The 26129-nt window shown below is 64.0% G+C and carries 27 protein-coding genes; 9 read left to right on the forward strand and 18 right to left on the reverse strand.

Annotated elements, in window-relative coordinates:
* Positions 1–186: 186 nt before the first annotated feature.
* The 3 genes from mepA to BSG08_RS03765 are packed head-to-tail and all read right to left on the reverse strand — an operon-like array spanning position 187 to position 3062.
* Positions 187–1107 (reverse strand): penicillin-insensitive murein endopeptidase, encoded by a 921-nt coding sequence (mepA, locus tag BSG08_RS03755; RefSeq protein WP_093032301.1) that lies wholly within the window; start codon positions 1105–1107, stop codon positions 187–189.
* On the reverse strand, positions 1089–2471 hold the full coding sequence (locus BSG08_RS03760) for an MFS transporter (RefSeq protein WP_093032304.1): 1383 nt from the start codon (positions 2469–2471) through the stop codon (positions 1089–1091). The genes mepA and BSG08_RS03760 overlap by 19 nt, the downstream gene beginning before the upstream one ends.
* Positions 2472–2525: 54 nt before the next feature.
* Positions 2526–3062 carry an acyl-CoA thioesterase gene (locus BSG08_RS03765; protein WP_093032306.1) on the reverse strand — a complete coding sequence of 179 codons (537 nt, stop codon included), beginning with the start codon at positions 3060–3062 and terminating at the stop codon, positions 2526–2528.
* Between the two features lie 129 nt (positions 3063–3191).
* Between BSG08_RS03765 and BSG08_RS03770 the strand changes: the two genes are divergently transcribed.
* The 3 genes from BSG08_RS03770 (at position 3192) to yaaA (ending at position 6392) form a co-directional block, all read left to right on the forward strand.
* Complete coding sequence (locus tag BSG08_RS03770; protein WP_093032309.1) at positions 3192–3479, forward strand: YggT family protein; 288 nt, start codon at positions 3192–3194, stop codon at positions 3477–3479.
* Positions 3480–3557: 78 nt separating this feature from the next.
* Complete coding sequence (recQ, locus tag BSG08_RS03775; RefSeq protein ID WP_093032312.1) at positions 3558–5594, forward strand: DNA helicase RecQ; 2037 nt, start codon at positions 3558–3560, stop codon at positions 5592–5594.
* Between the two features lie 33 nt (positions 5595–5627).
* On the forward strand, positions 5628–6392 hold the full coding sequence (gene yaaA / locus BSG08_RS03780) for a peroxide stress protein YaaA (protein WP_093032315.1): 765 nt from the start codon (positions 5628–5630) through the stop codon (positions 6390–6392).
* Here the strand turns inward: yaaA and BSG08_RS03785 are convergent.
* The 5 genes from BSG08_RS03785 to BSG08_RS03805 form a co-directional block, all read right to left on the reverse strand.
* The gene (locus BSG08_RS03785; protein ID WP_093032318.1) at positions 6329–7033 is read right to left on the reverse strand and encodes a PAS-domain containing protein; all 705 of its coding nucleotides are present in this window, start codon (positions 7031–7033) and stop codon (positions 6329–6331) included. The two genes, yaaA and BSG08_RS03785, sit on opposite strands and share 64 nt — an antisense overlap.
* Positions 7034–7123: 90 nt before the next feature.
* Positions 7124–8299 carry an acetyl-CoA C-acyltransferase family protein gene (locus tag BSG08_RS03790; protein ID WP_093032321.1) on the reverse strand — a complete coding sequence of 392 codons (1176 nt, stop codon included), beginning with the start codon at positions 8297–8299 and terminating at the stop codon, positions 7124–7126.
* A gap of 71 nt (positions 8300–8370) precedes the next feature.
* On the reverse strand, positions 8371–9090 hold the full coding sequence (locus BSG08_RS03795; RefSeq protein ID WP_093032325.1) for a metallophosphoesterase: 720 nt from the start codon (positions 9088–9090) through the stop codon (positions 8371–8373).
* 106 nt (positions 9091–9196) lie between these two features.
* On the reverse strand, positions 9197–10795 hold the full coding sequence (gene serA / locus BSG08_RS03800; protein ID WP_093032328.1) for a phosphoglycerate dehydrogenase: 1599 nt from the start codon (positions 10793–10795) through the stop codon (positions 9197–9199).
* Between the two features lie 84 nt (positions 10796–10879).
* Positions 10880–12034: a phosphoserine transaminase gene (locus BSG08_RS03805; RefSeq protein ID WP_093032331.1), complete on the reverse strand. Its 1155-nt coding sequence runs from the start codon at positions 12032–12034 to the stop codon at positions 10880–10882.
* A 158-nt stretch (positions 12035–12192) separates the two neighbouring features.
* Between BSG08_RS03805 and serB the strand changes: the two genes are divergently transcribed.
* Positions 12193–13077: a phosphoserine phosphatase SerB gene (gene serB, locus BSG08_RS03810; protein ID WP_093032334.1), complete on the forward strand. Its 885-nt coding sequence runs from the start codon at positions 12193–12195 to the stop codon at positions 13075–13077.
* 64 nt (positions 13078–13141) lie between these two features.
* Here serB and BSG08_RS03815 read toward each other — a convergent pair whose 3' ends face one another.
* Complete coding sequence (locus BSG08_RS03815; RefSeq protein ID WP_093032337.1) at positions 13142–13393, reverse strand: EF-hand domain-containing protein; 252 nt, start codon at positions 13391–13393, stop codon at positions 13142–13144.
* Positions 13394–13670: 277 nt separating this feature from the next.
* Positions 13671–14666: an asparaginase gene (locus tag BSG08_RS03820; RefSeq protein WP_093032340.1), complete on the reverse strand. Its 996-nt coding sequence runs from the start codon at positions 14664–14666 to the stop codon at positions 13671–13673.
* A 193-nt stretch (positions 14667–14859) separates the two neighbouring features.
* Here BSG08_RS03820 and BSG08_RS03825 point away from each other — a divergent pair, with 193 nt between their 5' ends.
* On the forward strand, positions 14860–15387 hold the full coding sequence (locus BSG08_RS03825; RefSeq protein WP_175544680.1) for an invasion associated locus B family protein: 528 nt from the start codon (positions 14860–14862) through the stop codon (positions 15385–15387).
* A gap of 65 nt (positions 15388–15452) precedes the next feature.
* Here BSG08_RS03825 and BSG08_RS03830 read toward each other — a convergent pair whose 3' ends face one another.
* The 4 genes from BSG08_RS03830 to BSG08_RS03845 all read right to left on the reverse strand — a co-directional run bounded on the left by BSG08_RS03830 (position 15453) and on the right by BSG08_RS03845 (position 20403).
* Positions 15453–17072: a DUF4139 domain-containing protein gene (locus BSG08_RS03830; RefSeq protein WP_093032343.1), complete on the reverse strand. Its 1620-nt coding sequence runs from the start codon at positions 17070–17072 to the stop codon at positions 15453–15455.
* Positions 17073–17179: 107 nt separating this feature from the next.
* Positions 17180–18202 carry an aspartate-semialdehyde dehydrogenase gene (locus BSG08_RS03835; RefSeq protein WP_093032346.1) on the reverse strand — a complete coding sequence of 341 codons (1023 nt, stop codon included), beginning with the start codon at positions 18200–18202 and terminating at the stop codon, positions 17180–17182.
* 72 nt (positions 18203–18274) lie between these two features.
* Positions 18275–19447 carry an MFS transporter gene (locus BSG08_RS03840; RefSeq protein WP_093032349.1) on the reverse strand — a complete coding sequence of 391 codons (1173 nt, stop codon included), beginning with the start codon at positions 19445–19447 and terminating at the stop codon, positions 18275–18277.
* A gap of 26 nt (positions 19448–19473) precedes the next feature.
* A complete protein-coding gene (locus BSG08_RS03845; protein ID WP_093032352.1) occupies positions 19474–20403 on the reverse strand; it encodes a histone deacetylase family protein in 930 nt (309 codons plus the stop codon).
* A 284-nt stretch (positions 20404–20687) separates the two neighbouring features.
* Between BSG08_RS03845 and rsfS the strand changes: the two genes are divergently transcribed.
* Together rsfS and rlmH are read left to right on the forward strand one after the other, a co-directional pair.
* Positions 20688–21053, forward strand: a complete 366-nt coding sequence (gene rsfS / locus BSG08_RS03850) for a ribosome silencing factor (protein ID WP_093032355.1) — start codon at positions 20688–20690, stop codon at positions 21051–21053.
* Complete coding sequence (rlmH, locus tag BSG08_RS03855; RefSeq protein ID WP_093032358.1) at positions 21054–21524, forward strand: 23S rRNA (pseudouridine(1915)-N(3))-methyltransferase RlmH; 471 nt, start codon at positions 21054–21056, stop codon at positions 21522–21524.
* A 12-nt stretch (positions 21525–21536) separates the two neighbouring features.
* Here rlmH and BSG08_RS03860 read toward each other — a convergent pair whose 3' ends face one another.
* Together BSG08_RS03860 and mscL are read right to left on the reverse strand one after the other, a co-directional pair.
* Positions 21537–22343 (reverse strand): mechanosensitive ion channel family protein, encoded by an 807-nt coding sequence (locus tag BSG08_RS03860; RefSeq protein ID WP_093032361.1) that lies wholly within the window; start codon positions 22341–22343, stop codon positions 21537–21539.
* An 88-nt stretch (positions 22344–22431) separates the two neighbouring features.
* Positions 22432–22842 carry a large conductance mechanosensitive channel protein MscL gene (gene mscL, locus BSG08_RS03865; RefSeq protein ID WP_093032363.1) on the reverse strand — a complete coding sequence of 137 codons (411 nt, stop codon included), beginning with the start codon at positions 22840–22842 and terminating at the stop codon, positions 22432–22434.
* 202 nt (positions 22843–23044) lie between these two features.
* Here mscL and BSG08_RS03870 point away from each other — a divergent pair, with 202 nt between their 5' ends.
* Positions 23045–23854 (forward strand): alpha/beta fold hydrolase, encoded by an 810-nt coding sequence (locus BSG08_RS03870; RefSeq protein WP_093032366.1) that lies wholly within the window; start codon positions 23045–23047, stop codon positions 23852–23854.
* On the forward strand, positions 23851–24783 hold the full coding sequence (locus BSG08_RS03875; RefSeq protein WP_093032369.1) for a DMT family transporter: 933 nt from the start codon (positions 23851–23853) through the stop codon (positions 24781–24783). Before BSG08_RS03870 ends, BSG08_RS03875 begins: the two co-directional genes overlap by 4 nt.
* Here the strand turns inward: BSG08_RS03875 and BSG08_RS03880 are convergent, their stop codons facing one another.
* On the reverse strand, positions 24784–25482 hold the full coding sequence (locus BSG08_RS03880) for an SDR family NAD(P)-dependent oxidoreductase (RefSeq protein WP_093032372.1): 699 nt from the start codon (positions 25480–25482) through the stop codon (positions 24784–24786). It abuts the gene before it with no gap.
* A 3-nt stretch (positions 25483–25485) separates the two neighbouring features.
* Positions 25486–26073 (reverse strand): DUF1285 domain-containing protein, encoded by a 588-nt coding sequence (locus BSG08_RS03885; protein WP_093032374.1) that lies wholly within the window; start codon positions 26071–26073, stop codon positions 25486–25488.
* Positions 26074–26129 lie beyond the last annotated feature (56 nt).

The raw sequence follows: 26129 nt of genomic DNA on the forward strand, positions 1-26129 counted from the left end.
CGCTTCCGCCTCGGGGCTGCCCTAGGCGATGACCTCCCGAACTGTTCCGACACCTCGCTCCAATACCTCTGCAGACACTGGACCACCTCCTTTCGCTTGTTGAACTTATCCACAGGTTGCCACAAATTCTGCCGTTGTCAAAACAAAATGATGTGGTGCAGATAAATTTTCCCGCAGGATGATGATTCAGTTGCCTTGCAACACCGCTACGCATTGGCGCGGCAGGTCGGCCATGGTCAGCTCGCGCTTTGGCTTGGGTTTGGGTGCGGTCGGATCGGGCGGTGGCGGGTTCAGGATGTTGCGCACCCATTGCTCTGCCTCGGCACAGCCATCACCCGGCGGCGGCGCGGCCTGCGGTTCGCAACCAGTTGCATTATCAGGGCAATTCAGCCTGACATGGAAATGGTAATGATGCCCCCACCATGGCCGAACCTTGCGCAGCCACGCCCGGTCGCCGGTTTCGTCCCGGCACATCTGCGCCTTGGCCCCGGCAAAGATGAAAATCCGCGCCGTTCGCGGGTCCTTTGCGGCGGCCTTGACGATCTCATGATGGGCGCGCGTCCATTGGCTGTTGGTATAGGCACCATTCGCGCGCTGCATTGATATTGCAGAGATATTTTCCCGCTCTACCCGGCTGAGTTTCAGATTGTCCGCCGGGTTCAGCCAGATATCAACATCCAGACCCAACTGATGGCTGGCATGGCCGGTCAGCATCGGCCCGCCTCGCGGTTGACTGATATCGCCCACATAAAGCCCGTTCCAGCCCGGTTGTTGCGCCGCCACGTGCGACAGCTTCTGCACAAAATCAATGGTTTGCGGGTGTCCCCAGTTGCGGTTGCGGCTCAGCCGCATTGCCTGCCATGTCGGCCCCGTCTCGGGCAGGGCAACGCCACCCGCCAGACACCCCCGGGCATAGCCGCCATAGACCGCCGGTGAATGTTCCGACCCGCGCCCTTGCACCCCGAATAGCTGTTTTGCGTGAACACCTTGCATCGCGGCGGGGATGCTCTGGCTCGACAGGATGCCGGTCTTTTCCGGCTCGGGTGTGGTCTGGTTACAGCTCGTCAACCCCAGCACAAGCGCGATTGCTACGACGCTCCGGCCCATCTGTCCCTGTCCCCTTCCGCGTTGACCCAGCGTAACAGGACAAGACCGATCAGGAAAAGGAAAATCACCGGCGACACGCCGATGCGCGCAGAGCCGCTCAATGCCGTCACTAGCCCGATCAGCGCCGGGGCAAGAAACGCCGTCGCACGTCCCGACAAGCCGTAAAGACCAAAGTTTTCAGTAGGCAGCGCCGGATCCGTATGACGCACCATCAGTGAACGGCTGGCCGCCTGAAGCGTACCGCCCAGGCCGCCAATCAGCACGCCACAGCCGAAAAACACCGCGTCCGGCAGGGTCGAGCCGGGCGCGAGCGGCATGCCGAAAATCTGGCTGCGATCCATGCCCACCACCGTGACACAGACCGCGATCAGGCCCCAGATCGCGGCGATGATCACCGGTTTCGGTCCGAACCGCCGGTCCGCCTTGCCCCCCACCCAGCTGAACAGCGCCGCCGAGATCGCGCCGATGATGCCGAAAATGCCCACCGACACGATCGACCAGTTGAGCACCAGAATGGCATAGGTGCCGCCAAAGCCGTAGAGCCCGTTCAGCGCATCGCGATAGAACATCGACGATCCCAGATAGGTGCTCAGACTCAGCCTGTGGCGCAGCCCCTTGATCGTCCTGAGCAATGTGCCCAGGGCAACCCTGACACCGCGACCGTGCCCCACTGGTCCGGTATCGCGCACCCACAGGAAATAGGGGATCATGAACACCGCAAACCACAGCGCCGAGAATGGTCCGACAAACCGTGTCCCCTCGCGCGCGCCGGCATCCAACCCGAATGCCGGGTCCAGTCCGACCAGTGTCTTGCCGCTTGGCTGTTCGACAAAAAGTAGCAGCATGACGGCCAGCGACAGCACCCCGCCGATATAGCCAAAGGCGAACCCGGACCCCGAGAGATTACCAACCTCTTCCGCCGTGCCAAGAGAGGGCAGTTGCGAGTTGATGAAAATCAGCGCATATTCCGCGCCGATGAAACCAAAACCAAAGGCCAGCAACCCCCACCACAGGGTCGACCCATCGGGCATTGTCCACCAGATCGCGGTGGCGCCGACAACATACATCATGGAAAACACGACGATCCAAGGCAGCCGCCGCCCCGTCGTATCGGCGAAGGCGCCCATGACTGGCGCGCCGAATCCGATGATCAGCCCCGTTACCGTCAGGCACCAGGACCAAATCGTCTGCGCGCGCGCATCGGCGATCTCTTCGCTCAGCCCCGTGGTCATGAAATGGTCAGAGGCGACAGACGCGAAATACGGCCCGAAAATGAAAGTCACCAGCAGCGTGTGATACGGCTGGCTTGCCCAGTCGAAGAAGAACCAGCCCCAGATGCGCTTGCGCTGCGATATTTCCGCCATGCCTGTCCCTTCGCCTCAAGGGCGATATGACAGGCTCGTCAGGCCAGAGGCAAGCTATTCCTGCATCGGCGGCCAGGTGCGCTGCGCATCGGCCTCTATCCAGGCGCGCGCCCAGGCGGGCGCGGGGGGTGCAGGCTCGAAATGACCCAGTTCCGCCAGTATCCGGTCCGGCGTTATGATCCCCTCACGCCCGGTCAGCGCCGTGCGATACAACACATGGTTGGCGCATTCGCCCGACGATTTCCACATGGACTGCTCGACATAGACGAAACGCGCGTCCCAGGTCAGCACCCTTGAACGCATCTCGATCCGCTCGAACATGGTGATCCGGCGGCGATAGCGCACGCTTGCCCCGGCGATCGCCAGCCCCCAGCCTTTGCGCCTGAGCACCTCGATCAGCCCGACGCGCCCAGCAAGCGGAATGCGACCCATATCATAGAGTGTCAGGGTCCGGCCATTGTTCAGCTCGCGCCACAGATCAATATCCCAGGGCAGGCAGTAATGATGCGACACATGGATGCCGGTCACAGGCAGGCGCGCGGACCTGCGATAGAGGAACAGTTGCCACATCAGGCGCAAAACGGGATACATCGGCGTCTCCTTTGCGCGCCGCGTTTATACCGGCCAACAACCGCGTCAACCGCGACCGCGCGTAAGGCTTGCGCTTTGCCGCGTGCTTGAATAGGTCATAGGCGTTTCGGACCGGAGGATCCCCTGCCCATGCAATCGCTGTTCCAGATCCTGATGCTGCTGCTCGATGTCCTGTGGTTTCTGATCATCGCGCATGTCATCATGTCCTGGTTGATCAATTTCCAGGTTCTCAACCTGCGCCAGCAGTTCGTGGCGCAGGTCTGGCATGGGCTGAACCGCCTGCTTGAGCCGATCTATGGCCGCGTGCGCCGCTTCCTGCCGCCGATGTCGGGGATCGACCTGGCGCCGCTGGTGGTGCTGGTCGCGGTCTATGCGCTGCGGATCGTGCTGATCAACAACGCGGCGGCGTTTTTCTGATTGAGGGCTTGTTCACCGAATCTTAGTATGGAAAACTTCCTGTAAGAGCAGACAGATAAAATCCTACAGGAAATTCCCATGCCCGGTGCTGCCACGCTTTTGCGCGATGTATTCGGATTCGATGCCTTTCGTCCCGGTCAGGAAGAGATCATTCACACTGTAAGCGCGGGCTGCAACACGCTGGCGATCATGCCCACGGGCGGCGGCAAATCCCTGTGTTTCCAGCTTCCCGCGCTGATGCGTGACGGGGTGACGGTGGTCATCTCGCCCCTGATCGCGCTGATGCGCGATCAGGTCCGCGCCCTGCGCGCGGCAGGCGTCGAGGCGGGCGCACTGACCTCCGGCAACACCGAGGAAGAGACGGCAGAGGTCTGGCGGGCGCTCGACGAGGGGCGACTGAAACTGCTCTATGTAGCGCCCGAACGGCTGGCGGCAGGGGCCTCTCTGGGCATGCTGCGGCGCATCGGCGTCAGTCTCATCGCCGTGGACGAAGCGCATTGCGTCAGTCAATGGGGCCATGACTTCAGGCCTGATTACCTGCGGATCGGGGAACTCAGACGTGCGCTCAACGTGCCGCTTGCGGCCTTTACCGCCACCGCCGACACCGAAACGCAGGCCGAGATCATAGAAAAGCTGTTTGACGGGCAGCAGCCGCAGGTCTTTCTGCACGGGTTCGACCGGCCCAACATTCACCTCGCCTTTGCCGCCAAGGACCAGCCCCGCCGTCAGATCATGGAATTCGCCGCCGTGCGCAAGGGACAGTCGGGTATAGTCTATTGCGGCACTCGCGCCAAGACAGAGAGCCTCGCGCAGGCGCTTGGCAACGCCGGACACAGTGCCTGCGCCTACCACGGCGGCATGGAGGCAGAGGCGCGGCGCAACGTGGAACACCGCTTCAATTCCGAGGACGGTCTGATCGTCGTCGCCACCGTCGCCTTTGGCATGGGCGTGGACAAGCCGGATATCCGTTGGGTCGCACATGCCGACCTGCCCAAATCCATCGAAAGCTATTATCAGGAAATCGGCCGCGCAGGCCGGGACGGCGCGTCCGCCGAAACCCTCACCCTCTTTGGCCCCGACGATATCCGCCTGCGCCGCGCACAGATCGACGAGGGGCTTGCCCCGCCCGAACGGCGCATGGCCGATCACGGGCGGCTCAACGCGCTTCTCGGTCTGGCAGAGGCGATGACCTGCCGCCGCGCCACACTGTTGCGCTATTTCGGCGAGCAGGCATCCCCTTGCGGCAACTGCGACCTCTGCGACACCCCGCCAGAGACGTTTGACGCCACCCAGGCCGTGCGCAAGGCGTTGTCGGCGATCCTGCGCACCGGCGAGCGGTTCGGCGCGGGGCATCTCATCGACATCCTGACTGGAAATGCCACTGACAAGCTGCGCGCGCGCGGCCACGACAGCCTGCCCACGTTCGGCGTCGGGCGCGATATAGACCGGCGCGGCTGGCAGGGGATATTCCGTCAGATCATGGGCCGCGACCTGATCCGCCCCGATCCCGAACGCCACGGCGCACTGGTCATGACAGAAGCGGCGCGCCCGATCCTGCGCGGTGAAGAAGACATCACGCTGCGCCGCGACACGGTGGCCAGCGCCCCCCGCCCCGCCGTGCGCGCGCTCGTCTCGGACGAGGATGCGCCGCTTCTGTCGGCGCTCAAGGCCAGACGCCGAGCCCTGGCCGAGGCGGCGGGCGTGCCCGCCTATATCGTCTTCAACGACCGCACGCTGATCGAGATGGCCGAGACACGGCCCGCCACCTTGGATCAGATGGCGCGCATCGGCGGCGTCGGCGCGACCAAGCTGGAACGCTATGGCGCGGCATTTCTAGAGGTGATCAATGGTGCGGCAGAGCCGGTGCATCCCGCGCGCCGCAAACTGGCCGGGCGCGCGGCGGGCGATCTGTACGATCAGCTTGTGCAGGTGCAGGCAGAGCTGGTGCATGGCCCGGATGGCATCGACCGCCCGCTCAGCTGTTCGGCATCACTTCTGGCCAAGGTGGCCAGTCAGCGCCCGCACACCGCACAGGACATGACCCGCCTGCTGGGCGAGAAATACGCTGAACGTTTCGGCCCGGCATTTCTGGACGTTCTGCGCGCAGCGTCCTAGATCAGGCGCATTGCCGACAAGAAGGATACAGGAATGTTGGTCACCCTATCACCCGCCAAGAAACTCGACATGACCCCCGTGGAAGGGATCAAAGCCACGCACCCCGTCTTTCAGACCGAGGCTCATGAACTGGCCGAGACAGCGCGCGACCTCGACGTGGGCGACCTGCAAAAACTGATGGGAATCAGCGAGAATCTGGCGCGGCTCAACGCCGGGCGCTTTGCCGATTTCGGTCGGATGGAGGAAAAGCCGGCCGCGATCGCCTTTGCCGGTGACACCTATCTGGGGCTTGAGGCAGGCTCGCTCGATCCAGAAGAGATGACATGGGCGCAGGACCACCTGCGCATCCTGTCGGGCCTTTACGGGATCCTGCGCCCGCTCGACGCGATCCAACCCTATCGGCTGGAAATGGGCAGCCGCCTGCGGACCGCGCGCGGCAGAACGCTTTATGACTACTGGGGCGCGCGCATCTCCGAGGCACTCAATGCCCAGGCCGAAACGCTGGGCACCGCCACGCTGATCAACTGCGCCAGTCAGGAATATTTCGGCGCGGTGGATCGCGCGGCGCTCAAACCGCGGGTGATCACGCCCGTGTTCATGGAGGACAAGGCGGGCACGCCGTGCATCGTCAGCTTTTACGCCAAGCGGGCGCGCGGCGCGATGGCGCGTTTCGTGATCCAGCACCGCCTGACCGCCCCCGAGGCGCTCAAGGATTTCGATACCGGCGGTTACCGCTACAGCGCGGATATGTCCGGCGGCGACAGCTGGGTCTTTTTGCGCGACCATCCCGCCGCCTGAGCCGAATCCGCCTCGGCCTTGTGGCGTGCCGCCTCCGGTTTCTTCTGATGGCGGATGGTTCTGGTGATGTTCAGCGCAAGGCCCACGACATCGCCGTCCTGTCCGCGCCGGTCGGTCAGCCTGATGTATTGCCCGTTCCACAGCCTGACGACTTCCGGTCCGGGGGTCGGCCTCTGCCAGCGGTCCAGCATCCGCTCATGCCAGTCCTGCGGCCTGAGATCGCCGATGTCGAAAATCCCCTCTTCGGTGATGCACTGCAGGATTTCGGCATAGCTGATCCCCGGTCGCACGGCCTCGAGCCCATCAAACACCGCAAGCCAGGCGCGGTTGGCTGCGATCAGTCGGCTGTCGGCGTCGAAGACGGCGAATCCACCCTGAATAGTCTCAATCACATGCCCGAGACGACGTTGGATAACCTCGGCCCGGTGATTGGCCGAATCGAGGTCGGATCTGACGCGCAGGTTCTCGTCGCGCACGGATCGCACCTCGGCGCGCGTCTCGACAATCTCGTCGGACAGGGCGCGCGCGTGCTTGCCCAGCTTGCGGTTGGCGGCCTGCAATTCGGCCTGTTTCTGTTCCAGCAACCGTTCAGCGGCCAACCGGGCGCGCCGTTCCTGTGCCAGCTTGTTGACAAGGCTCATGCCAGTCCTCCGACATGCCGGATGTGATCGGGCCACAATCCGGTATCGTCGTGAAGAACTGCTTAAGGTCGATCCCTTTTATGTCAGGATTCAGAGCCGCTCGATGGCGAGCGCGATGCCCTGTCCGCCGCCGATGCACATGGTGATCAGCGCCCGCCTGCCACCCGTGCGCTCCAGCTCATAAAGCGCCTTGACGGTCAGGATCGCGCCGGTCGCGCCGACCGGATGGCCAAGTGCAATGGCGCCGCCATTGGGATTGACCCGCCCGGCATCCAGACCGAGCGCCTTGTTGACCGCAAGGGCCTGCGCGGCAAAGGCCTCGTTCGATTCGATCACGTCGAAATCCGCAACGCCCAGCCCGGTCCTTGCCAGCAGCTTCTTCACCGCAGGCACCGGACCTATTCCCATCACCTCGGGGCGCACCCCGGCATGGGCATAGCCCAGCACCCGCGCGCGGGGTTTCAGACCAGCGGCCTCCGCCGCCCCGGCGCGCGCCAGCACCAATGCCGCCGCGCCGTCGTTGATCCCGCTGGCATTGCCCGCCGTGACGCTGCCCTCCTTCTGGAACACCGGCCTCAGACCAGCGAGCGCCTCGGCGCTCGTGGCCTTGGGGTGCTCATCCGTGTCAAATGCCACCATGTCGCGCTTGATGCGCACCTCGACCGGCACGATCTGCGACCTGAACCGCCCTTCGGCAATCGCCTCTGCCGCGCGCCGCTGGCTTTCCAGCGCAAAGGCATCCTGATCAATGCGGCTGATGTCATGCTCTGCCGCCACGTTTTCCGCCGTAACCCCCATATGCCCGGTACCAAAGGGGCAGTTGAGCGCGCCCAGCATCATGTCGAGCGATCTGACATCGCCCATCTTCGCCCCCCAGCGCTGATCGGGGATGACGAAGGGTGAGCGGCTCATGTTTTCGGCACCACCCGCAAGACCGAAATCGGCATCCCCCAGCATCAGGGATTGCACCACCGAAACAATGGCCTGCGCCCCGGAACCGCAAAGCCGGTTGACGTTCATCGCGGGCGTGGTTTCCGGGATACTCGCATCCATCGCCGCGACGCGGCTGACATACATGTCGCGCGGTTCGGTGTTGATCACATGGCCAAAGACCACGGTGCCGATCTGCCCGCCCTCGACCCCCGACCGCGCCAGCGCCTCTTTGGCGACGATGGTCCCGAGCGTGGTGGGCGGCGTCCCCGCCAGGGCACCGCCAAAGGTGCCGATCGCCGTACGGCAGCCGTCCAGAATCACGATATCGGTCATGGGTATCCTCCAGATGTCAGTTGGCCGGACCCTAGCGTCTATGCGCGCCGGGTGGCAATGGCGACCTGCGGTCACGGACGCAGCGGCACCCGTCCCCTGTCGGTCAGCAGCCAGCAGTCCTGCCCCTCGAACACCGCGGGCCACAGCGGGCGACCATAACCCGCGCCGCCGTCCAGGTCGATGCGGTTGCCGAAATGCTGCGGCACATCAAGCGCGGTGTGACCATGCACCACCAGCCAGGGATGCGGCGCCTCGTGTTCGAGAAACCCCTCGCGGATCCACATCAGGTCAGAGGGATCCTGCATTCTCATCGGCAATCCGGGGCGGATGCCCGCATGCACGAACAGCAGATCGCCCACCTCCTGCCAGAGCGGCAGACCCGCCAGCCAGTCGCGATGCCCGCGCGGCACGGCGGCGCGCGCCACGGCCGGATCATGCAGCGCCTCAGAGGCGGACACCCCGTAAGAGGCCAGCGTTTGCGCCCCGCCAAGCCGCTCGTTCAGCCATGTCAGCCCGGCACGCATCCGCGGTGATCCGGTCCCGCCATGATCGAGAAAATCCACGAACAACTGGTCGTGATTGCCGCGCAGCACGGTCCAGTCGCGCCCCTCGGCCTGCGCGGTCATCAGCCGCTCGATCACCGTCCGGCTGCCCGCCCCGCGATCCACCAGATCGCCGAGAAAGACGATACACGCCCCCGCACCGCCATCCCGCTCGACACGATCGAGTGCGGCCTCAAGCAGGTCGTCCTGCCCGTGAATATCGGGAATGGCATAGATCGGTCGGGTCATGGGCGCATGTAAATCGCAATCGGGCGGGGAATGTCCAGCAGGTTCGCGGCGCGACCGCCGCCGCCTGTCAGGGGAGCGGTCGCGCCGTCCGGTCCCATCGCGCCATTCAGCCGATATCGAATTGCAGCGGGCGAATCTGCCGGAACTTGCCGGTGGCGTGCAGTGCCGCGATGGCCTTGGCCGGTACCGGCTCGTCCACATAGAGCAGGGCAATCGCCTCGCCCCCCGCATCGGCCCGGCCAAGGGTAAAGTTGGCGATGTTGACACCGTTCTCGCCCATCGTCTGCCCCAGCGTACCGATGATGCCGGGCACATCCTCGTTGGTGGTATAGAGCATGTGGCGGCCGATCTCGGCGTCGATATTGATGCCCTTGATCTGGATGAACCGCGGCTTGCCGTCGGAAAACACCGTGCCGCCGATAGAACGCTCGCGCTTGTCGGTGACCACCGTCAGCTTGATATAGCCCTCGAAAGCGCCGGATTTGTCCTGTTTCGTGGTCGAGATCTTGACGCCCCGCTCCTTGGCCACGACGGGAGCCGAGACCATGTTGACCTCGGGGTTGACCGATTTCATGATGCCGGCCACGGCGGCCGATGTGAGCGCGCCAAGGTTCATCTCCGAGACGACCCCGTCATAGAGGATATTGATCGCCTTGAGCGGCTCGTCGGTCATCTGACCGACGAAATTGCCCAGATGCTCCGCCAGTTTGATCCACGGCCCCATCACCCGCGCCTCTTCGGCGGTGACCGAGGGCATGTTGAGGGCGTTGGTCACGGCCCCGGTAAGCAGGTAATCGGACATCTGCTCGGCCACCTGCAGGGCGACGTTTTCCTGCGCCTCGGTGGTGGCGGCCCCCAGATGCGGCGTGCAGACCACGTTGGGCAGGTTGAACAGCGGGTTTTCCGTTGCCGGTTCCTCGGCGAAGACGTCAAAGCCCGCGCCCGCCACATGGCCGGATTTCAAAAGGTCCGCCAGCGCCTGCTCATCCACCAGACCGCCACGCGCGCAGTTGATGATGCGCACGCCCTTTTTGGTTTTTTCAAGGTTCTCGCGGCTCAGGATGTTGCGGGTATGATCTGTCAGCGGCACGTGCAGCGTGATGAAATCGGCGCGTTTAAGCAGATCGTCGAGATGATCGAGCTTTTCCACACCCATCTTGTCGGCCTTTTCGTGGCTCAGGAACGGGTCGTAGGCCACCACCTTCATCCGCAGACCGCGGGCACGGTCGCAGACGATGCCGCCGATATTGCCCGCGCCGATCACACCCAGCGTCTTGCCGGTCAGTTCCACGCCCATGAACCGGGACTTCTCCCATTTGCCCGCATGGGTCGAGGCCGAGGCCTCGGGCAGCTGACGCGCCACCGCGAACATCATCGCGATCGCATGTTCGGCAGTGGTTATCATGTTGCCAAAGGGCGTGTTCATCACGATCACGCCTTTCTTGCTCGCCGCTTCCTTGTCGATATTGTCGGTGCCGATACCGGCGCGGGCGATCACCTTGAGCCTGTGGGCATTGGCGAGAATCTTTGCCGTCACCTTGGTGGCAGAGCGGATGGCGAGGCCGTCATACTCGCCGATCACCTCGGCCAGCTTGTCCTTGTCCTTGCCCAGGTCGGGGCGGAAATCCACCTCGATGCCGCGATCCCGAAATATCTGGACGGCGGTTTCAGAGAGTTTGTCGGATACGAGTACCTTGGGGGCCATTTTCATTGGTCCTTTTGAGAATATCGGAAGGCGGTTGGTGGCGCCCACCCTACATTTGGTCTGTAGGGTGGATGAAACCCACCATCATGCGTTGACGGACAGCGCCGCGATCTCAGCGTAGAACGCCCATTCGATCCAGGGCATGAGCGCGCTCACATCCGGCGTCTCGACCGTTCCGCCACACCAGATCCGCAAACCGGCGGGCGCGTCGCGATAGGCGCCGATGTCATAGGCCACACCTGCAGTTTCCAGCCGCTTGGCAACCGCCTTGGCAAAGGCAGCGCCGTCGGTGATCCGCGCATCCCCGAACGTGAGACAGACCGAGGTATTCGAGCGGATGGCCGGATCACTGGCCAGAAAGGACAGCCAATCATGCCGCCCCACGAATGCGTCCACCACCGCCAGATTGGCGTCGGCGCGGGCGCGCAGCCCCTTGAGTCCCCCGACAGAGGCGGCCCAGTCGAGCGCCAGGAGATAATCCTCGACCGCCAGCATCGACGGCGTGTTGATCGTCTCGCCCACAAAGATGCCCTCGATCAGCTTGCCACTCTTGGTCAGGCGGAAAATCTTGGGCATCGGCCAGGGCGGCGTGTAGCTTTCCAGCCGCTCCACCGCGCGGGGGCTGAGGATCAGCATGCCATGCGCCGCTTCGCCGCCCAGCACCTTCTGCCAGGAGAACGTGGTCGCGTCGAGCTTGTCCCAGGGCAGATCCTGCGCAAAGGCGGCAGAGGTCGCATCACAGATCGTCAGCCCCTCCCGATCCGCCTTGATCCAGTCGCCATTCGGCACGCGCACGCCAGAGGTGGTGCCATTCCAGGTAAAGACGACATCCTTGTCCGTATCGACCGTGGCAAGGTCAACGATCTGGCCGTAATCGGCGGTCTTGACCACCGCGTCGAGTTTCAGCTGCTTGACCACATCGGTGACCCAGCCCGCGCCAAAGCTCTCCCATGCCAGCATTTCCACCGGGCGCGCGCCCAGCAGGTTCCACATCGCCATTTCCACGGCGCCTGTGTCGGAGGCGGGCACGATGCCGATCCGGTAATCGGCGGGCACGCCGAGAATGGCGCGGGTCTGCTCGATAGCGGTCTTGAGACGCGCCTTGCCTACAGCCGCGCGATGGCTCCGGCCCAGCGGGGCGTCAGATAGTTTGTCCAGGGTGAATGTGGGGATCTTGGCACAGGGGCCAGAGGAAAAACGCGGATTTCCCGGCCGCGTTGCCGGTGCTTCAATAGCCATGCAGCTACCCTTTCAGATAAGCGCCCCTCGTTGGGGAGGGGTGTCCCACCTGCGGGATTACGGCCACGCGGGGCCTTTCGCAAGTGCAGAAATGACGCTAGAACGCCGCTTGAGTGAGAAAATGCGACACCGCGCGCCTACGATCGGAAACCTGCCCCATGTTCACAGTCACATTGATCGCCACGCCGGGTGCGCTGGAGCCTGCGCTTGTCGAGGCGCTGCGCAATGCCTGGGGGGGCGGCGCGGCCCTGTGGCTCGCCCCCGACGAGGCCGCGGAATTCACCATGCCCGAAGTGCCGGGCAACCGATGGGACATCTGGACCGAGGTGCAGGAGCAAGGCGTGGATCTGGTGGTGCAGCCCTCAGAGGGGCGTCGCAAGAAGATGCTGCTGGCTGACATGGACAGCACGATGATCGAACAGGAATGTATCGACGAACTGGCCGAGGTGGCGGGCGTGGGCGCGCATGTGCGCGAGATCACCGCGCGGGCGATGAATGGCGAACTCGATTTCGAGGGCGCACTTCTGGAACGGGTCGCGCTGCTCCGGGATCTGCCCCAGAGCGTGATCGGCGAGGTGCTGGCAAGCCGGATCACCTATATGCCCGGCGGCGCCGAGCTGGTGGCGACGATGCGCGCGAACGGGGCCTATGCCGCGCTTGTCTCGGGCGGGTTCACGGTGTTCACGCAGGCGGTAGCTGCGACGCTGGGGTTTGACGAGAACCGCGCCAACACGCTTCTGACCAAAGGCGGAAGATTGCTGGGCGACGTGGCGCGACCCATTCTGAGTCGTGCGGCAAAAGTGCAAACCCTGGAGGAAATCAGCGCAAGGCTGGGGATATCTTGCGCGGATGTCATCGCCGTGGGCGACGGCGCGAACGATCTGGGCATGCTGGCGCGCGCAGGCTCGGGCGTGGCGCTGCATGCCAAACCATCCGTGGCCGCGCAATGCGATATCCGCATCAACCACGGCGATCTGACCGCGCTGCTCTATCTTCAGGGCTATGCCAAGGATGAGTTTGTCACACCTGCCCGTCAGGATTGAGAACCGCGTGCGCACGCAAACGGGGCGGGTCAAAACCCGCCCCGTTCGGAACGAAGATCGCGGATCAGCCGTCGCTTGCGGGCAGGATGCCCGCGTCCTGTGCGGCCGTGATCTCTTCCTCGCTCAGCAGGCCGTCGCCATCCGTATCCGCCGCCATGAACGTATCAGCGGGCGCGTCGGGCATCGCCTCCTGGAACTCAGCCATCGAGATGGTGCCGTCGCCATCCGCGTCCATTGCCGCGTAATCTGCCGCGAGGGCCACCGCAGGCAGGGTCATGGCGATGGCAAGGCTGGCTGCAATGAATTCCTTGGTCATGTTCGGTCTTCCTTTCGTTTCGGTTAAGGAGGCGCGGTTGCGCCGCCTGAGCCGAAGATGGGTGCCACGGGCGGGTTTGTCCCGCAGCCTTTCGAAAGGGTGGGAAAATCCGCAAAAAGACGCCAGAATCAATGGGTTTCATGCGCGGACACTTGCCGCGAAAATCCGGCAGGCGGCAGTCTGCCTGCGACGCGGCAGAGTTTGGGCAGACCCCCGCCGGAACGGGTGGCGCAAAGCATGAGAGGATCGTCGCCGAGCCGCGCACAGACATCGCAACTCAGGCAATTGCCGCCGCCGGTCTGATCATTCCGGTCTCGATCCCGCGCCAGTTGACGACGGGCGCGTTGCGGTATTTGAGCGCCGCCGGATGCTCGGAGTCCAGAACGCCAAGCCGCACGAGGATCGAGGCAATGGCGCATTCCGCGCCGCGCGTGCCGCCGTCGATCACCTTGAGCGCCACGCCAAGGCCCCGCTGCGGCAGGATGGCAATGAAAAACGCCTCGGCCCCGGTCTTGAGCGCCACCGGCTCGGAGCAGGCGCGCATGAGGTCTGTGCAGGCACGCCCCTCGCCCGCCACCAGATCGGGATGCGCGACCATCGCCTGCCAGAGCCGCACCGCCGCACGCTCGACCACAGTGCCACTGTCCGAGGCCCCGGCAAACCACGCCATTGCACGCGCCATGCCGTGCAGCGTGCAGGCCGGGTTGGGGGCGGAACAGCCGTCGATGCCGTAAAACGGCGAGGTTTCCCGCGTCACCGTCTCGAACGCCTCAAACACCGCCTTTTGGACCGGATGGGCCGGGTCGATATATTCGGGTCCGCCGCCCAGATGACGGTTGAGGGTCAGGAAACCGGAATGCTTGCCGGAACAGTTGTTATGGACCTGACAGGGCGCGCTGTCTGAACAGACCAGCGCCTTGTTCGCCTCCCTGTCCTGCGGGTAATGTGCGCCACACCGCAGGTCGTCGTCATCAAGGCCGAGCGCTGCAAGCCAGCCCTGCACCCGCTCGGTGTGAATCGCCGCCCCGCTATGCGAGGCGCAGGCAAGCGCCAGTTGCGCAGGTGTCAGCCCATGCGCATCCGCAGCGCCACTGGTCACCAGCGGCAGCGCCTGAATCATCTTGGCCGAAGAGCGCGGCAAAATCACCTCGGACGGGTTGCCCCATGCTTCGACAATCCCACCTCCGGCGTCGCAGATCACCGCATGTCCCAGATGCACGCTCTCGGGCCGTGGGCCGCGCCAGATTTCGGTCAGGGGAACGGGCTGTGTCATGGGTTGTCTCCGGCAAAGGCAGGATCACGGCGGATTGTGCGAAATTCCGCCAATTGCGCCTTTCACATCTCGCCTGTTTCTGTCTAATGTTGCAGTGTCGAGAACGGACTGGTTGCACAAAAAAAGAATCCCGTAAAGGGACGCTGGCAACCTGATAAGAATTGAGGCTCAGGACAGCTTGGAGGCTGGACATATGGTATCACGATTTGCGGGTGCAATCGCCCTGGCGCTGGCCGGGGTTATGACAACTGGTGCAGCAGCACAGGAAACCAGCACGAATCAGGTCGCGACGAATACCGCATGGAGCGTGTTCGAGGATAACGATCCGCGCGAATGCTGGGCAGTATCCGCCCCGACCGAAACCGTCAACACCAAGGATGGGCGCGTGGTTGCGGTGCGGCGCGGGGATATCCTGCTGATGACGTTCTTTCGCCCCGGCGCGGGGGTGCAGGGACAGATCACCTTTACCGGCGGCTACCCGTTTGCGGGCGGCTCGACGGTGAACCTCAAAATCGGAGACTCTGAATTCGAGATGTTCACCGAAGGTGAATGGGCCTGGCCCGCCAGCACCGAGGATGACGCAAGGGTTCTTGCCGCGATGAAACGCGGCACCGACGCGGTGCTGACGGCGCGTTCGGCGCGCGGCACCCAGACCAAGGACACGTTTTCCCTGCTGGGCTACACCGCCGCGGTGGAAGAGGCCGAAAAGCGCTGCGGGTAAGACGCAGGGGCATCACATGACAGGCGGCAGCTTCGATATGACGCTGCCGCCTTTTTCATGTCCTCTCAGCGCAGAACCTTGTCCTCGGGCCATGCCATGCGTGTTTGCAGACCGATTGTCCGGGTGTCGCCCGAGGGCAGGTCAAACTCCCATGCGAGGATGCCGCGCTGTCCCTCCACATCCTGAACAGTGGGGACGGGGCTGGCCTGCCATGTGATCTTCAGATCCTCCTGTTCAGAGACGGGCACCCGATCCAGCACCCGCAGAGGCCATGCCTGATCGGTCAGGTTCTCCACCTCGACCTCGACGCTTTCGGTCACCTCGTTCGATCTGGTGATCAACCCCCGGTCGCCTTCGTTACGGTCCGTCACCAGCCGTGACAGGCGCAGCCCCTCGATCGGGCCGAACGACAGATCGGCCTCCGCGCCCGCCGCCATCATGTCCACCCAGCGCTGCCCGACATAACGGCCATCCATGTAGAATCGAGCCTCGGGCGTCGGCAACAGCAACTCGCCGGTGTCATTGGTGAACCGCGCCACCAGATAGGCGGTCTGATCCAGCATCGGCACCGCCTGCGCAACCAGATCGGCGCTGGTTTCCAGCGGTCCCAGCATCAGCCGCACGCGATCCGCGCCGGTAGCGACACTTACCGGCACGGGATAGCTGTAGGTCACCGACAGCCCGTCAAAGCTGGCGCTTGCCACCTCGGGGGCTGCGGCTTCGGCCATCGGCGCTGCCATCGACATCAGCCCGCCATCGGCCTCCTTGCGGGCCAGGGGGCGGATCGTGTCGGGATCCTCGATGCGCGGAATCCACGGCCAGATCCGGCCCGGCTCGGTCTGTTCCGACGGGCGCAGGGTGGAAAGCGTTAGCGCCACATCCTGCCAGTTCTCGCCGGTGGCTTGCTGCACGAATGCCCCCCGCTCGATCCTGAGCGCGCCCGTGTCGCGCGCCAGATGCAGATCATAGAGCGGCTGCCAGCCCGCGTCGGCAATGGTATAGGTCACGCTCAGCGTGCCTGTCGCCGCAGCCTCAGTGCTGACCGTCACCGCCAGCATGGCGCGCGCCTCCTGCTCGGGCACAAGGGCGTTCAGCGCTTGGCGCGCCTTGTCGAGCGCCTCTTTCTGATCCTTGAGCGCGCGTTCCGCCGCCTCTGCGCGGCGCGTGGCCTCGGCCTCGGCCTGCCAGGCGGCCAGCGTTTCCGCACCGATCATTTCCGCCAGTTCGCGCAGGCGGTCAGTGCCAAGCGCCGCCGCGCCCTCTGCCTGCCCGATCCGGTCGAGAAAGGCGATGCGCGCGCGCGCCGCCTCGGCCTCGAGCGCGATATCCTCGATGCCCGCCCGCGCCTCCCGCAGGGCATCCTCCAGTCGCTCCACCTCGGCGCGGGCCGCGACCAGCGCGGGGCTGTCCGCCGCGTCGCGAGGTGGCACGTAATCGCTGCGGGTGGTCACGCCCCCAAGGCGCGCGCCATCCGCCGTCACCCGGACAGAGGCCAGCGGTGTATCGCGCGGCAGATCGGCCAGGATCAGGTCGTGCTGACCGGCAGGGGCGGCAAACGGTGCCTCGCGGGTCACCGTCGCACCCTGCGGATAGAGCGTGACGGCGCTCACGCGGCTGGTCAGCGGGATATCCCCCGCCCAGAGCGGGACGGGGGCAAGAGCAAGCATCAGGGTCAGGGCACGCATGGAACACTCCGTTCGGTAGCCATCTGCACGAAACTGCTCAGGACAGGGACAAAAAGACAAGGGGTGCCGTTGGGCACCCCTTTGAAAACATTGAGCATAGGCGAAAATCAGCCCTTTTTCAGCACCCGCTGCCCCAGCGTTTCAGCGATCTGCACCGCATTCAAGGCCGCACCCTTGCGCAGGTTGTCGCTGACGCACCACAGGTTGATACCGTTGTCGATCGTCGGGTCCTGACGGATGCGGCTGATGAAGGTGGCGTAATCGCCCACGCACTCGATGGGCGTCACGTATCCGCCATCCTCGCGCTTGTCGATCACCATGATGCCGGGGGCCTCGCGCAGGATGTCGCGCGCCTCCGCCTCGTCAAGGTGATCCTCGAACTCGATGTTGATCGCCTCGGAATGGCCCACAAACACCGGCACGCGCACGCAGGTCGCGGTGACCTTGATTGCGGAATCGAGGATCTTCTTGGTCTCGGCGACCATCTTCCATTCTTCCTTGGTCTGGCCGTCCTCGAGGAACACATCGATATGCGGGATCACGTTGAACGCGATCTGCTTGGTGAATTTCTTGGCGGGCTTGTCATCGGTCGGGTTGTAGACCGCCTTGGTCTGATCCCAGAGTTCGTCCATACCCTCCTTGCCCGCACCCGAGACCGACTGATAGGTCGAGACGACGACGCGCTTGATACGCGCGCGGTCATGCAGCGGCTTGAGCGCCACCACCATCTGCGCGGTGGAACAGTTGGGATTGGCGATGATATTCTTCTTCGCATAGCCCTCGACCGCCTCGGCATTCACTTCCGGAACCACCAGCGGCACATCCGGGTCGTAGCGGTAAAACGAGGAGTTGTCGATCACGATACAGCCCGCCTTGGCCGCCTTGGGCGCATAGGTCTTGGTTGCGTCCGAGCCGATGGCGAATAGCGCAATATCCCAGCCGGTGAAGTCGAACGTATCCAGATCCTTGGTCTTGAGAGTGCGCTCGCCAAAACTGACCTCGGTGCCCAGAGAGCGGCGGCTGGCCAGCGCCACGATCTCATCGGCCGGAAACTGGCGCTCGGCCAGAATGTTCAGCATTTCGCGCCCCACGTTGCCCGTGGCGCCGACGACGGCGATTCTGTAACCCATGTGTTTCATGCCTCCTGAACCGGGGGTTGCGAGGCGCGTCATACAGGGATTGCGGTCAAGGTGAAAGGGGGGTCACCCCATACTGTCGCGGCTGAAGAGATAGATCACAAGACCAATAACGAGGGCGAGACCAAACAGCGCGAACAGCGCGATGTAGCCCGCAAGCGCCCCGGTAGCGGCGGCAGAAGCATATAGCGGCCCCGATGCGAACTGCGCCACACCCACCCCGCCGATGCCAAAGAGATTGAGCAGCGTCACACCGCGCCCCGCCAGATGAGCGGGGATAAAGCTGCGGCCATGCGCAACGATGACCGGGAACGATGCCCCGGAAAACCCGATGACAGCCAGCAGCGCGACCGACAGCGCAAGACTCTTGTCGGGCAGCACCATCAGCGTCAGCGTGGCCAGGGCGCAGATCAGGTTGCCCGTGAAGATCACCCATTTTCGGCTGTTGAACACCCGGTCCAGCGGACCATAGACCAGCGTTCCGGCGATCATGGCAAGGCCCATCACCAGCGTCGCCTGCCCGACCTGACCGATATCAAGCCCGAATATGTCATGCAGATAGGGTCCGGCCCAGAGGCCGCGCAGCGCTGCCGCCGGGGCATAGGCCACGAACATAAGGGGCAGGATCGCCCAGAGCGCAGGCATTTTCATCAGATCCAGAACCGAACCGCGCGCCTCGCCGGTCACCGCGTCGGGGTCGCGCACCAGCAGATGAATGCCCAGCGCCACCGCGCCCGAAATCCCCGCCAGCCCCCAGAGCGCCGCGCGCCAGCCCATCGTCTCGGCCGCCCAGGCCATCGGATAAGAGGCGACCAGATTGCCGACCGAACCAACCCCCAGCATCAGCGCCGCCAGCGTGGCGAATTTTGCGGGCGGGAACTGTCTGGCGAAGATGTAATAGGACGCCATCAGCACCGGCGAACAGCCGACGCCGATGAGCGCCATGGCGATGTTTATGTGCAGCGGTGTCGTGGCCAGCGCAAACAGCGCAGCCCCTCCGCCACCGCCGACCAACAGCAGTGCCGCCGTGCTGCGGCGCGGCCCCACCCGGTCGAGCGCCCAGCCCACCGGCAATTGCATCGCCGCAAAGACTAGGAACCACAGCCCCGAGGCAAAGGCAAGATCGTCAGACGTGGCGCCGATGTCACGCGCCAGCGGTCCGCTGAGCACCGCCAGAAAGGCGCGAAAGAACTGGCTGAGCACATAGGCAAGGCACAGAAGGGCAAGACCGGCACGCATCTATTGTTTTTCCTTGTAGGACGGGGTTATGCTGCACCACGCGCGATCAGCACATCGACATGCGCCGCCACGCTCTCGGCCAGGGCATGGAGGTTGTAGCCACCCTCAAGACAACTCACCAGCCTACCGCCGCTCAGCGTATCCGCCAGATCGCAGAGCCGCTCGGTGACCCAGGCGAAATCCCCGGTATCCAGCATCAGTTCGGCCAGCGGGTCATCGCGATGCGCGTCGAACCCGGCAGAGACAAGGATCAGATCGGGTTTGAACGCCTGCACGCGGGGGAATACCTTTTCCTCGTAGGCGCGGCGAAACTCCGCGCCGCCGGTGCCAGGCGCGAGCGGCAGGTTGAGGATCGTGTCATGCGGTCCCGTCTCGTCCGCTGTTCCCGTGCCAGGCCAGAGCGGAAACTGGTGCGACGAAACGAATAGTGCGCGTGGCTCGTCCTCCAGCAGGTCCTGCGTGCCATTGCCGTGATGCACATCGAAATCCACAACCGCGACGCGCGCCAGCCCGTGATGCACCAGCGCGTGTTTTGCCGCCACCGCAACATTCCCGAACAGGCAAAAGCCCATGGCCGTCTCGCGCTCGGCATGATGCCCCGGCGGGCGCACGGCGACAAAGGCATTGCGCACCTCGCCCGACAGGACCAGATCGACGGCGCGCACCGCCCCCCCGGCGGCACGATGCGCTGCGGCAAGGGTGCCCGATGACATCCATGTGTCTGGATCAAGCTGCGCGATTCCAGAGATGGGCGCCGCGGCACGGACCGCCTCGACGTGGCGCCGGGGATGAACGCGCAGCAGATCGTCCTCGGCCACCAGCGGCGCGCTGACCCGGACCAGATCCCTGTCCTCGAGCGCGGTCAGGATGCGCTCCAGCCGGGCCACCTGTTCGGGATGACCGGGGGGTGTTTCGTGACCCAGGCAATCGGGATGGGTAATCAGGGCTGTGGTCATGGTCTCCTCCGTCTGCGCCGCAGAAAAGAACCTGATTTTCGTCGCTTGTTCAGTGCGGCCTTGTGAGGGGGCCGACCGCATGTCAATCCAGCATCTGGGCAAATTTGCAGCACATTGGCGCGCGATCTTTCACCTTGGCGTTACGGTTCATTGAAAAGTCACATTGCTCTTGCTAAGTTGATCTCATACCCGGCACCGGGGTTGTGCGGTGCGCAGCCAAGGAGGACAATGTCCTGTCTTTTACGACCCACGCGGCCGGAGCCGCTGACCATGGGGCACTTGCGATGGTGCCCGTGATGACCGCAGACAGCGAAGCGCAGCTTGCGGCGATCCTGACCTCACTTGACGATGACAAGGCCGAAGATGTCGTGCAGATCGACCTGCGCGGCAAGACTGCAATTGGCGATTACATGGTGGTCTGCTCGGGCCGATCCTCGCGCCAGGTCTCGGCGATTGCGGAAAAACTGGTGGACCGGCTCAAGCAGGAGCACGGTGTTCTCGCCCGCACCGAGGGCAAGGAAACCGGCGACTGGGTGCTGATCGACACCGGCGATGTGATCGTCCACGTCTTTCGCCCCGAGGTGCGCGAATTCTATCAGCTTGAGAAGATGTGGCTGCCCACCGGGCAGACGGCAGCGTCTCAGGTCTGAATGCGGGTTCACATCTGCGCCGTGGGCCGGTTGCGGACCGGCCCGGAACGCGCATTGATCGACGACTATCTCACCCGGTTCGACCGAACGGGGCGCGCACTCGGACTTGGCCCGCTGCGCCTGCACGAGGTCGAGGATAAAAAGGGCGGCGGTATCGCCGCGGAGGCGGCGCTGCTCGCGCGTGCGATACCGAACGGATCGGTGATCGTGGCGCTGGATGAGCGGGGCACGCTGCTGACCTCGCCGGAGTTCTCCGAACATCTCGCGGGCTGGCGCGATGCCGGTTGTGGCGATCTGGCCCTTGTCATCGGCGGGGCGGACGGGATTGCACCCGATCTGCGCGCCCGCGCCGATTTCTGCCTGTCCTTCGGCCGCATGGTCTGGCCGCATATGCTGGCCCGCGTGATGCTGGCCGAACAGCTCTATCGCGCGGCGTCCATTCTCGCGGGTAGCCCCTATCACAGGGCCTGAGAGGGTACGGGCTCAGGCCGGTTTCTGTATCTCGACCGAATGCGGATAGGGGATCGTGACCCCGCCCTTGTCGAACGCCTCTTTCACCGCCCTGGTCATGGCGAATTTCAGATTCCAGTAATCCGCCGCATCGCACCAGAGCCGCACACCGATGTTGACGCTGCTGTCGCCCAGACTGACCACCCGCGCCCAGGGCTCGGGGTCGGCATGCACCCGGCCATCGGCGCGCGCCAGATCCAGAATGATCGCGATCGCCTGATCCGCGTCATCGGCGTAATCAATCCCGAAACTCAGATCGCAGCGCCGCGTCGGATGATGCGAATAGTTGTTGATCACCGCGCCCCATGCCAGACCATTGGGCATGATGATCTGCACATTGTCCGGCGTGGCCAGTTCGGTGAAAAACAGGTTCAGATCGACAACCGTGCCCGAAGTGCCCCCGATATCCACGTATTGACCCAGCTTGTAGGGGCGGAACAGCACCAGCATGAGTCCCGCCGCCAGATTGCTGAGCGTCCCCTGCAATGCCAGACCAACGGCCAGCGTCGCCGCGCCCAGAACCGCGACGATGCTTGTCGCCTCGATGCCGAATATCCCCAGAACCGCAACCAGCACCATGGCGAGGATCGCCCACTTGACGATAGAGGCCGCAAAGCTTCCGATCGTCTGGTCGATCCGCTTGCTGGCGTTCACCCGGCGACGGACAATGCCGCTCAGGATCCCGGCTACCATCCAGCCCGCAACCAGAACGGCAAACGCCTTCGCGGCGTTCAGCACCAGCGGGCCATAGGCGCCGATTTCGGATGTCAGCTCTTGCATCGCATTCTCCTTTCCTGAACTCTGAGCGCCAGCCGCAGGGCATGCAAAAGGGTCCGCCGGGTAGCGGACCCTCAGCCGTGCAGCTAACTTATTTCTTCAGAGAATCGCGGATTTCCATCAGGATGTCCAGTTCTGTGGGACCCGGATCCTCGACCGGCGCCTCTGCCTTGGCGGGCCGGGCGCGGTTGACCGCCTTGACCAGCAGAAAGACCACCCATGCGATGATCAGGAAATTGATCACCGCCATGATGAACCGGCCATAGGCGAACACGGCGGCCCCGGCCTCTTCGGCGGCGGCAATCGAGGGGTAGTCGCCCGAACCGAGCAGCACATAAAGGCCCGAGAAATCAATTCCGCCCAGGAACAGGCTGATGATCGGATTGATCAGATCGGCAACCAGAGAACTGACAATCGCCGTAAAGGCCGCGCCGATGATGATACCGACAGCCATATCCATGACATTGCCCCTGGCGATGAATTCCTTGAACTCCTGAATCATTTTTGTCCCTTTCTCACTGAATATTGGCGCTTTGCGTCACGCGCGACGGCATTTACCATATTTTGCAATGAACATGGCGTCGAAATTCAGCGCGCAGACGCGGAGAAACCCGGCGATCCTCCCCGCCATCACACCCTTGCGTCTTGATCCCGCCCGCGCCGCCGCCTAGCGTGATCGAACATAAACCACGCAGGAGAGTCGGATGCACCTTGCCCTGAGTGAAAATGACGCCCTGTTCTACCTGCACCACCCCCCCACACAGCCCGGCGCGCCGACCTTTGTGTTCGTGAACGCGCTGACCGGATCGACCGATGCGTGGGAGGCATCTGTCGCCCCCGCCCTGCGCGCCCAAGGCTTCGGCACGCTCAGTTACAATTTTCGCGGGCAAGCGGATTCGCCCTTCGGTCCGGCGCTGGAACTGACCGACCAGGTGATCGTGGCGGACCTGGAACGGTTACTGGCCGAATTGAAGCCCGCGCGGCCCATTCTGGTGGGCCTGTCCATCGGCGGACTTTACGCCGCCCGCGCCGTCCTGAACGGGGCCGGGGCCGCGGGGCTGGTGCTGCTCAACACGCTGCGCGAGATCGGACCGCGCATCGACTGGGTCAACACCGCGATGGCGCGGATCGTCGCGCATGGTGGCGTCGGGCTGTTTCTCGACGCACTCTTTCCGCTGCTGGTCAATGGCGATTTTGCCGCTAAGGCGCGAGCCAATTTCCTCAGAGGCGATTACACGCCCCTGCCGCCGGAACACGGGCACATGAACCTCATGCGCAATGCCGCCGCGACCGACTGGAACCTTGACTACAGCGCGCTGACACTGCCGGTTCTGGTCATCACCGGACTTCAGGACCGGGTATTCCTAGACCGCGACATCGTCAATCGGCTCTATGCCACCCTGCCCGACGCCCGGCGCGAGGACTGGGCCGAGGCAGGGCATCTTCTGCCACAGGAGGCGCCGGACCGGCTGGCGGCCAGCCTTGCACGTTTCGCAACGGAGACCGTCGCATGAACATCCCCGAAAAATGGGCCTATCCGGCGGTGATGATCGGCGTCTGCGGGCACGCAAGTTCTGAATTCTTCGCCAAGCTGAGCGGCGTCGCCGGGCCAGAAACCTCTGTCTGGCGCTACCTTCTGGGCGGTTTCGGCCTTATCCTCTGGGCGCTCTGGGACCGCGACAGCCGGGATCTCATAACCCCGCTGCGCAAGGAGGGGCTGAATATCGTCTGGCTGTCAGTGATGGGCGTCACCGTGACCTATCTTTTCTTCCACTGGGCGTTGGATTACGCGACCGTCATTCAGGTGGCCACCGTCACCACGACGATCCCGATCTTTGTCGGCATCGCCAACTGGCTGTTGAACGGCGTGCATCCGGGCACGGTCAAGATGGTGACCGGCGTCCTGGCGGTGCTGGGCATCGCGGTGCTGCTGACCGACGGCGCTCTGACGACACTGGCGGGCGAGGCGGGCACGCTGCCGGGCGTGCTGCTGGCGATTGGCTGTGCCGCGTTCGGGTCGTTCTACGCGGTGCTGATCAAGCCGGTAATGGGGCGGCACGGGGGTCTCAGGATCATCGCGCTGACCATGATGATCGGCGGCATCGGTCTGTGGCTGCTTGTAGGCGTGGCCTGGGGCACCTGGGTCAACCCGGTCAGCATCGCCGAGAAACCGGCGCTGGCCGCCTGGTCGCTGGTGATACTGGCGTTGTGGAACACCACGATCACGCAGTTGATGTGGTTCGGCGGGCTGTCGGCGGCACCGGACATCACCCGCGCCTCGTATCTCTTTTTCCTCAAGCCGATCATCGCCGCGGCGTTGGCGATCCTGATCCTCGGCTCATTTCCAACCATATTGCAGATGCTGGCGATCGTGCTGGTCACCGGTTGCGTGCTGGTAGAGCTGTACTGGCCCCGGCTGCGCGCGCTCTTTGCCCGCGCGTGATCAGAACCGTTCGACCCAGGGGCGCAGGGTGATCTCGTCGCTCCATGCTGATCGGTCCTGACGGATCAGATCCAGATAGGCCCGTGCGATGGCGTCCGGATCCAGCATCGAATCGGGGTTGTCCGGCGGCTCTGTCCGTCCCGGATTGCGGATCGCCCCATCGATATTGATCCAGGCCACATGAATGCCCTGCGGGTGCAATTCACGCGCCATGCTCTGCGCCAGACCGCGCTGCGCGAATTTCCCCATGGCGAAGGTGGCCGACTTGGCAAATCCCTTGACCCCCGCCGAGGCCCCGGTGAACAGGATCGTGCCGCACACGCCGTTGACCGGCCCCGCCGCCAGCATCCGCCGCGCCGCCGCCTGCGCCATGTAAAACGCCCCAAGCGCCGTCACCTCGACCGCCGCGCGCACTTCCTCCGGATCCAGATCCGTCACCGGGCCACGCACACGCTGCGACGGGTTGTAGACGGCCACGCGTGGCGTATCGGGCAGATCGTCGAACAGCCGCGCCATCGCCGCCGGATCGCGCGCATCCAGCGCCACCGCCCGCGCGCCAGTCTCCCGCGCCAGCGCATCCAGCTTGGCCGCGTCGCGCGCGGCAAGCGTCAGCGCATGGCCCTCCGCCGCCAATAGCCGCGCGAGAGAGGCCGACAGGCCGTCGCCCACCCCGACGATCACGGCAACAGGTTTGGTCATGTCTCAGCCCTCCGGCAACTCATTCTCTGGGATGATGCGATAAAATTCGCCCCCCGACCAGAGGCCGAACCATCCCTCATGGTGCTGGCCGATCTCGACCAGCCGATAGAAACTCTTGCGGTCGATCAGCGCCTCAAGCCCCGCGCGCACCATCACATAGGGCGCGGGTTCTCCGCTTGCCGCATCCCGCACCACGCGAATCGGGTGCTCAGGGCCGGCGGTGACATGATCGCCGACATTGGTCTCGAATCGCAGGGACTGCGCTGCGCCACGGCCCGTCGCCTCGAAATCCACCGCCACGAACGGCGCGTCATCGACGGTTATGCCCACCTTTTCCACCGGGGTGACCAGAAAATAGGCATCCCCCTCGCGCCGCAGGATGCCGGAGAACAGCCGCACCAGTTCGGGTCGGCGGATCGGCGAACCGAGATAGAACCATGTGCCATCGCGGGCAATCCTGATATCCAGATCGCCACAGAACGGCGGATTCCACAGATGCACGGGCGGCAGGCCCCTGTTCTTCTTTGCGGCAACGCGGGCAGAGGCGGCAATTCCCTCGGCTGACGGGGTTGTGAGAGAGTCCTTGCTCATTGCTTTTGCCATTTCTCTATCGCGCTATACACTCTACCCTTAGGATACAGTCCGAA

It is taken from the genome of Roseovarius azorensis, from assembly GCF_900109455.1.
Lineage (GTDB): Bacteria > Pseudomonadota > Alphaproteobacteria > Rhodobacterales > Rhodobacteraceae > Roseovarius > Roseovarius azorensis.

What these genes read in the sequence shown, in the direction of transcription:
- BSG08_RS03875 (WP_093032369.1), top strand. Translation starts at nt 23,851, where the DNA reads ATGAACATCCCCGAAAAATGGGCCTATCCGGCGGTGATGATCGGCGTC.
- BSG08_RS03790 (WP_093032321.1), bottom strand. Translation starts at nt 8,299, where the DNA reads ATGACCGATATCGTGATTCTGGACGGCTGCCGTACGGCGATCGGCACC.
- BSG08_RS03815 (WP_093032337.1), bottom strand. Translation starts at nt 13,393, where the DNA reads ATGACCAAGGAATTCATTGCAGCCAGCCTTGCCATCGCCATGACCCTG.
- serA (WP_093032328.1), bottom strand. Translation starts at nt 10,795, where the DNA reads ATGGCCCCCAAGGTACTCGTATCCGACAAACTCTCTGAAACCGCCGTC.
- BSG08_RS03830 (WP_093032343.1), bottom strand. Translation starts at nt 17,072, where the DNA reads ATGCGTGCCCTGACCCTGATGCTTGCTCTTGCCCCCGTCCCGCTCTGG.
- BSG08_RS03845 (WP_093032352.1), bottom strand. Translation starts at nt 20,403, where the DNA reads ATGACCACAGCCCTGATTACCCATCCCGATTGCCTGGGTCACGAAACA.
- BSG08_RS03880 (WP_093032372.1), bottom strand. Translation starts at nt 25,482, where the DNA reads ATGACCAAACCTGTTGCCGTGATCGTCGGGGTGGGCGACGGCCTGTCG.
- BSG08_RS03840 (WP_093032349.1), bottom strand. Translation starts at nt 19,447, where the DNA reads ATGCGTGCCGGTCTTGCCCTTCTGTGCCTTGCCTATGTGCTCAGCCAG.
- BSG08_RS03885 (WP_093032374.1), bottom strand. Translation starts at nt 26,073, where the DNA reads ATGAGCAAGGACTCTCTCACAACCCCGTCAGCCGAGGGAATTGCCGCC.
- rsfS (WP_093032355.1), top strand. Translation starts at nt 20,688, where the DNA reads ATGGTGCCCGTGATGACCGCAGACAGCGAAGCGCAGCTTGCGGCGATC.
- BSG08_RS03795 (WP_093032325.1), bottom strand. Translation starts at nt 9,090, where the DNA reads ATGACCCGACCGATCTATGCCATTCCCGATATTCACGGGCAGGACGAC.
- yaaA (WP_093032315.1), top strand. Translation starts at nt 5,628, where the DNA reads ATGTTGGTCACCCTATCACCCGCCAAGAAACTCGACATGACCCCCGTG.
- BSG08_RS03765 (WP_093032306.1), bottom strand. Translation starts at nt 3,062, where the DNA reads ATGTATCCCGTTTTGCGCCTGATGTGGCAACTGTTCCTCTATCGCAGG.
- BSG08_RS03860 (WP_093032361.1), bottom strand. Translation starts at nt 22,343, where the DNA reads ATGCAAGAGCTGACATCCGAAATCGGCGCCTATGGCCCGCTGGTGCTG.
- BSG08_RS03785 (WP_093032318.1), bottom strand. Translation starts at nt 7,033, where the DNA reads ATGAGCCTTGTCAACAAGCTGGCACAGGAACGGCGCGCCCGGTTGGCC.
- mepA (WP_093032301.1), bottom strand. Translation starts at nt 1,107, where the DNA reads ATGGGCCGGAGCGTCGTAGCAATCGCGCTTGTGCTGGGGTTGACGAGC.
- BSG08_RS03825 (WP_175544680.1), top strand. Translation starts at nt 14,860, where the DNA reads ATGGTATCACGATTTGCGGGTGCAATCGCCCTGGCGCTGGCCGGGGTT.
- rlmH (WP_093032358.1), top strand. Translation starts at nt 21,054, where the DNA reads ATGCGGGTTCACATCTGCGCCGTGGGCCGGTTGCGGACCGGCCCGGAA.
- BSG08_RS03835 (WP_093032346.1), bottom strand. Translation starts at nt 18,202, where the DNA reads ATGGGTTACAGAATCGCCGTCGTCGGCGCCACGGGCAACGTGGGGCGC.
- BSG08_RS03870 (WP_093032366.1), top strand. Translation starts at nt 23,045, where the DNA reads ATGCACCTTGCCCTGAGTGAAAATGACGCCCTGTTCTACCTGCACCAC.
- BSG08_RS03770 (WP_093032309.1), top strand. Translation starts at nt 3,192, where the DNA reads ATGCAATCGCTGTTCCAGATCCTGATGCTGCTGCTCGATGTCCTGTGG.
- serB (WP_093032334.1), top strand. Translation starts at nt 12,193, where the DNA reads ATGTTCACAGTCACATTGATCGCCACGCCGGGTGCGCTGGAGCCTGCG.
- BSG08_RS03760 (WP_093032304.1), bottom strand. Translation starts at nt 2,471, where the DNA reads ATGGCGGAAATATCGCAGCGCAAGCGCATCTGGGGCTGGTTCTTCTTC.
- BSG08_RS03805 (WP_093032331.1), bottom strand. Translation starts at nt 12,034, where the DNA reads ATGGCTATTGAAGCACCGGCAACGCGGCCGGGAAATCCGCGTTTTTCC.
- BSG08_RS03820 (WP_093032340.1), bottom strand. Translation starts at nt 14,666, where the DNA reads ATGACACAGCCCGTTCCCCTGACCGAAATCTGGCGCGGCCCACGGCCC.
- mscL (WP_093032363.1), bottom strand. Translation starts at nt 22,842, where the DNA reads ATGATTCAGGAGTTCAAGGAATTCATCGCCAGGGGCAATGTCATGGAT.
- recQ (WP_093032312.1), top strand. Translation starts at nt 3,558, where the DNA reads ATGCCCGGTGCTGCCACGCTTTTGCGCGATGTATTCGGATTCGATGCC.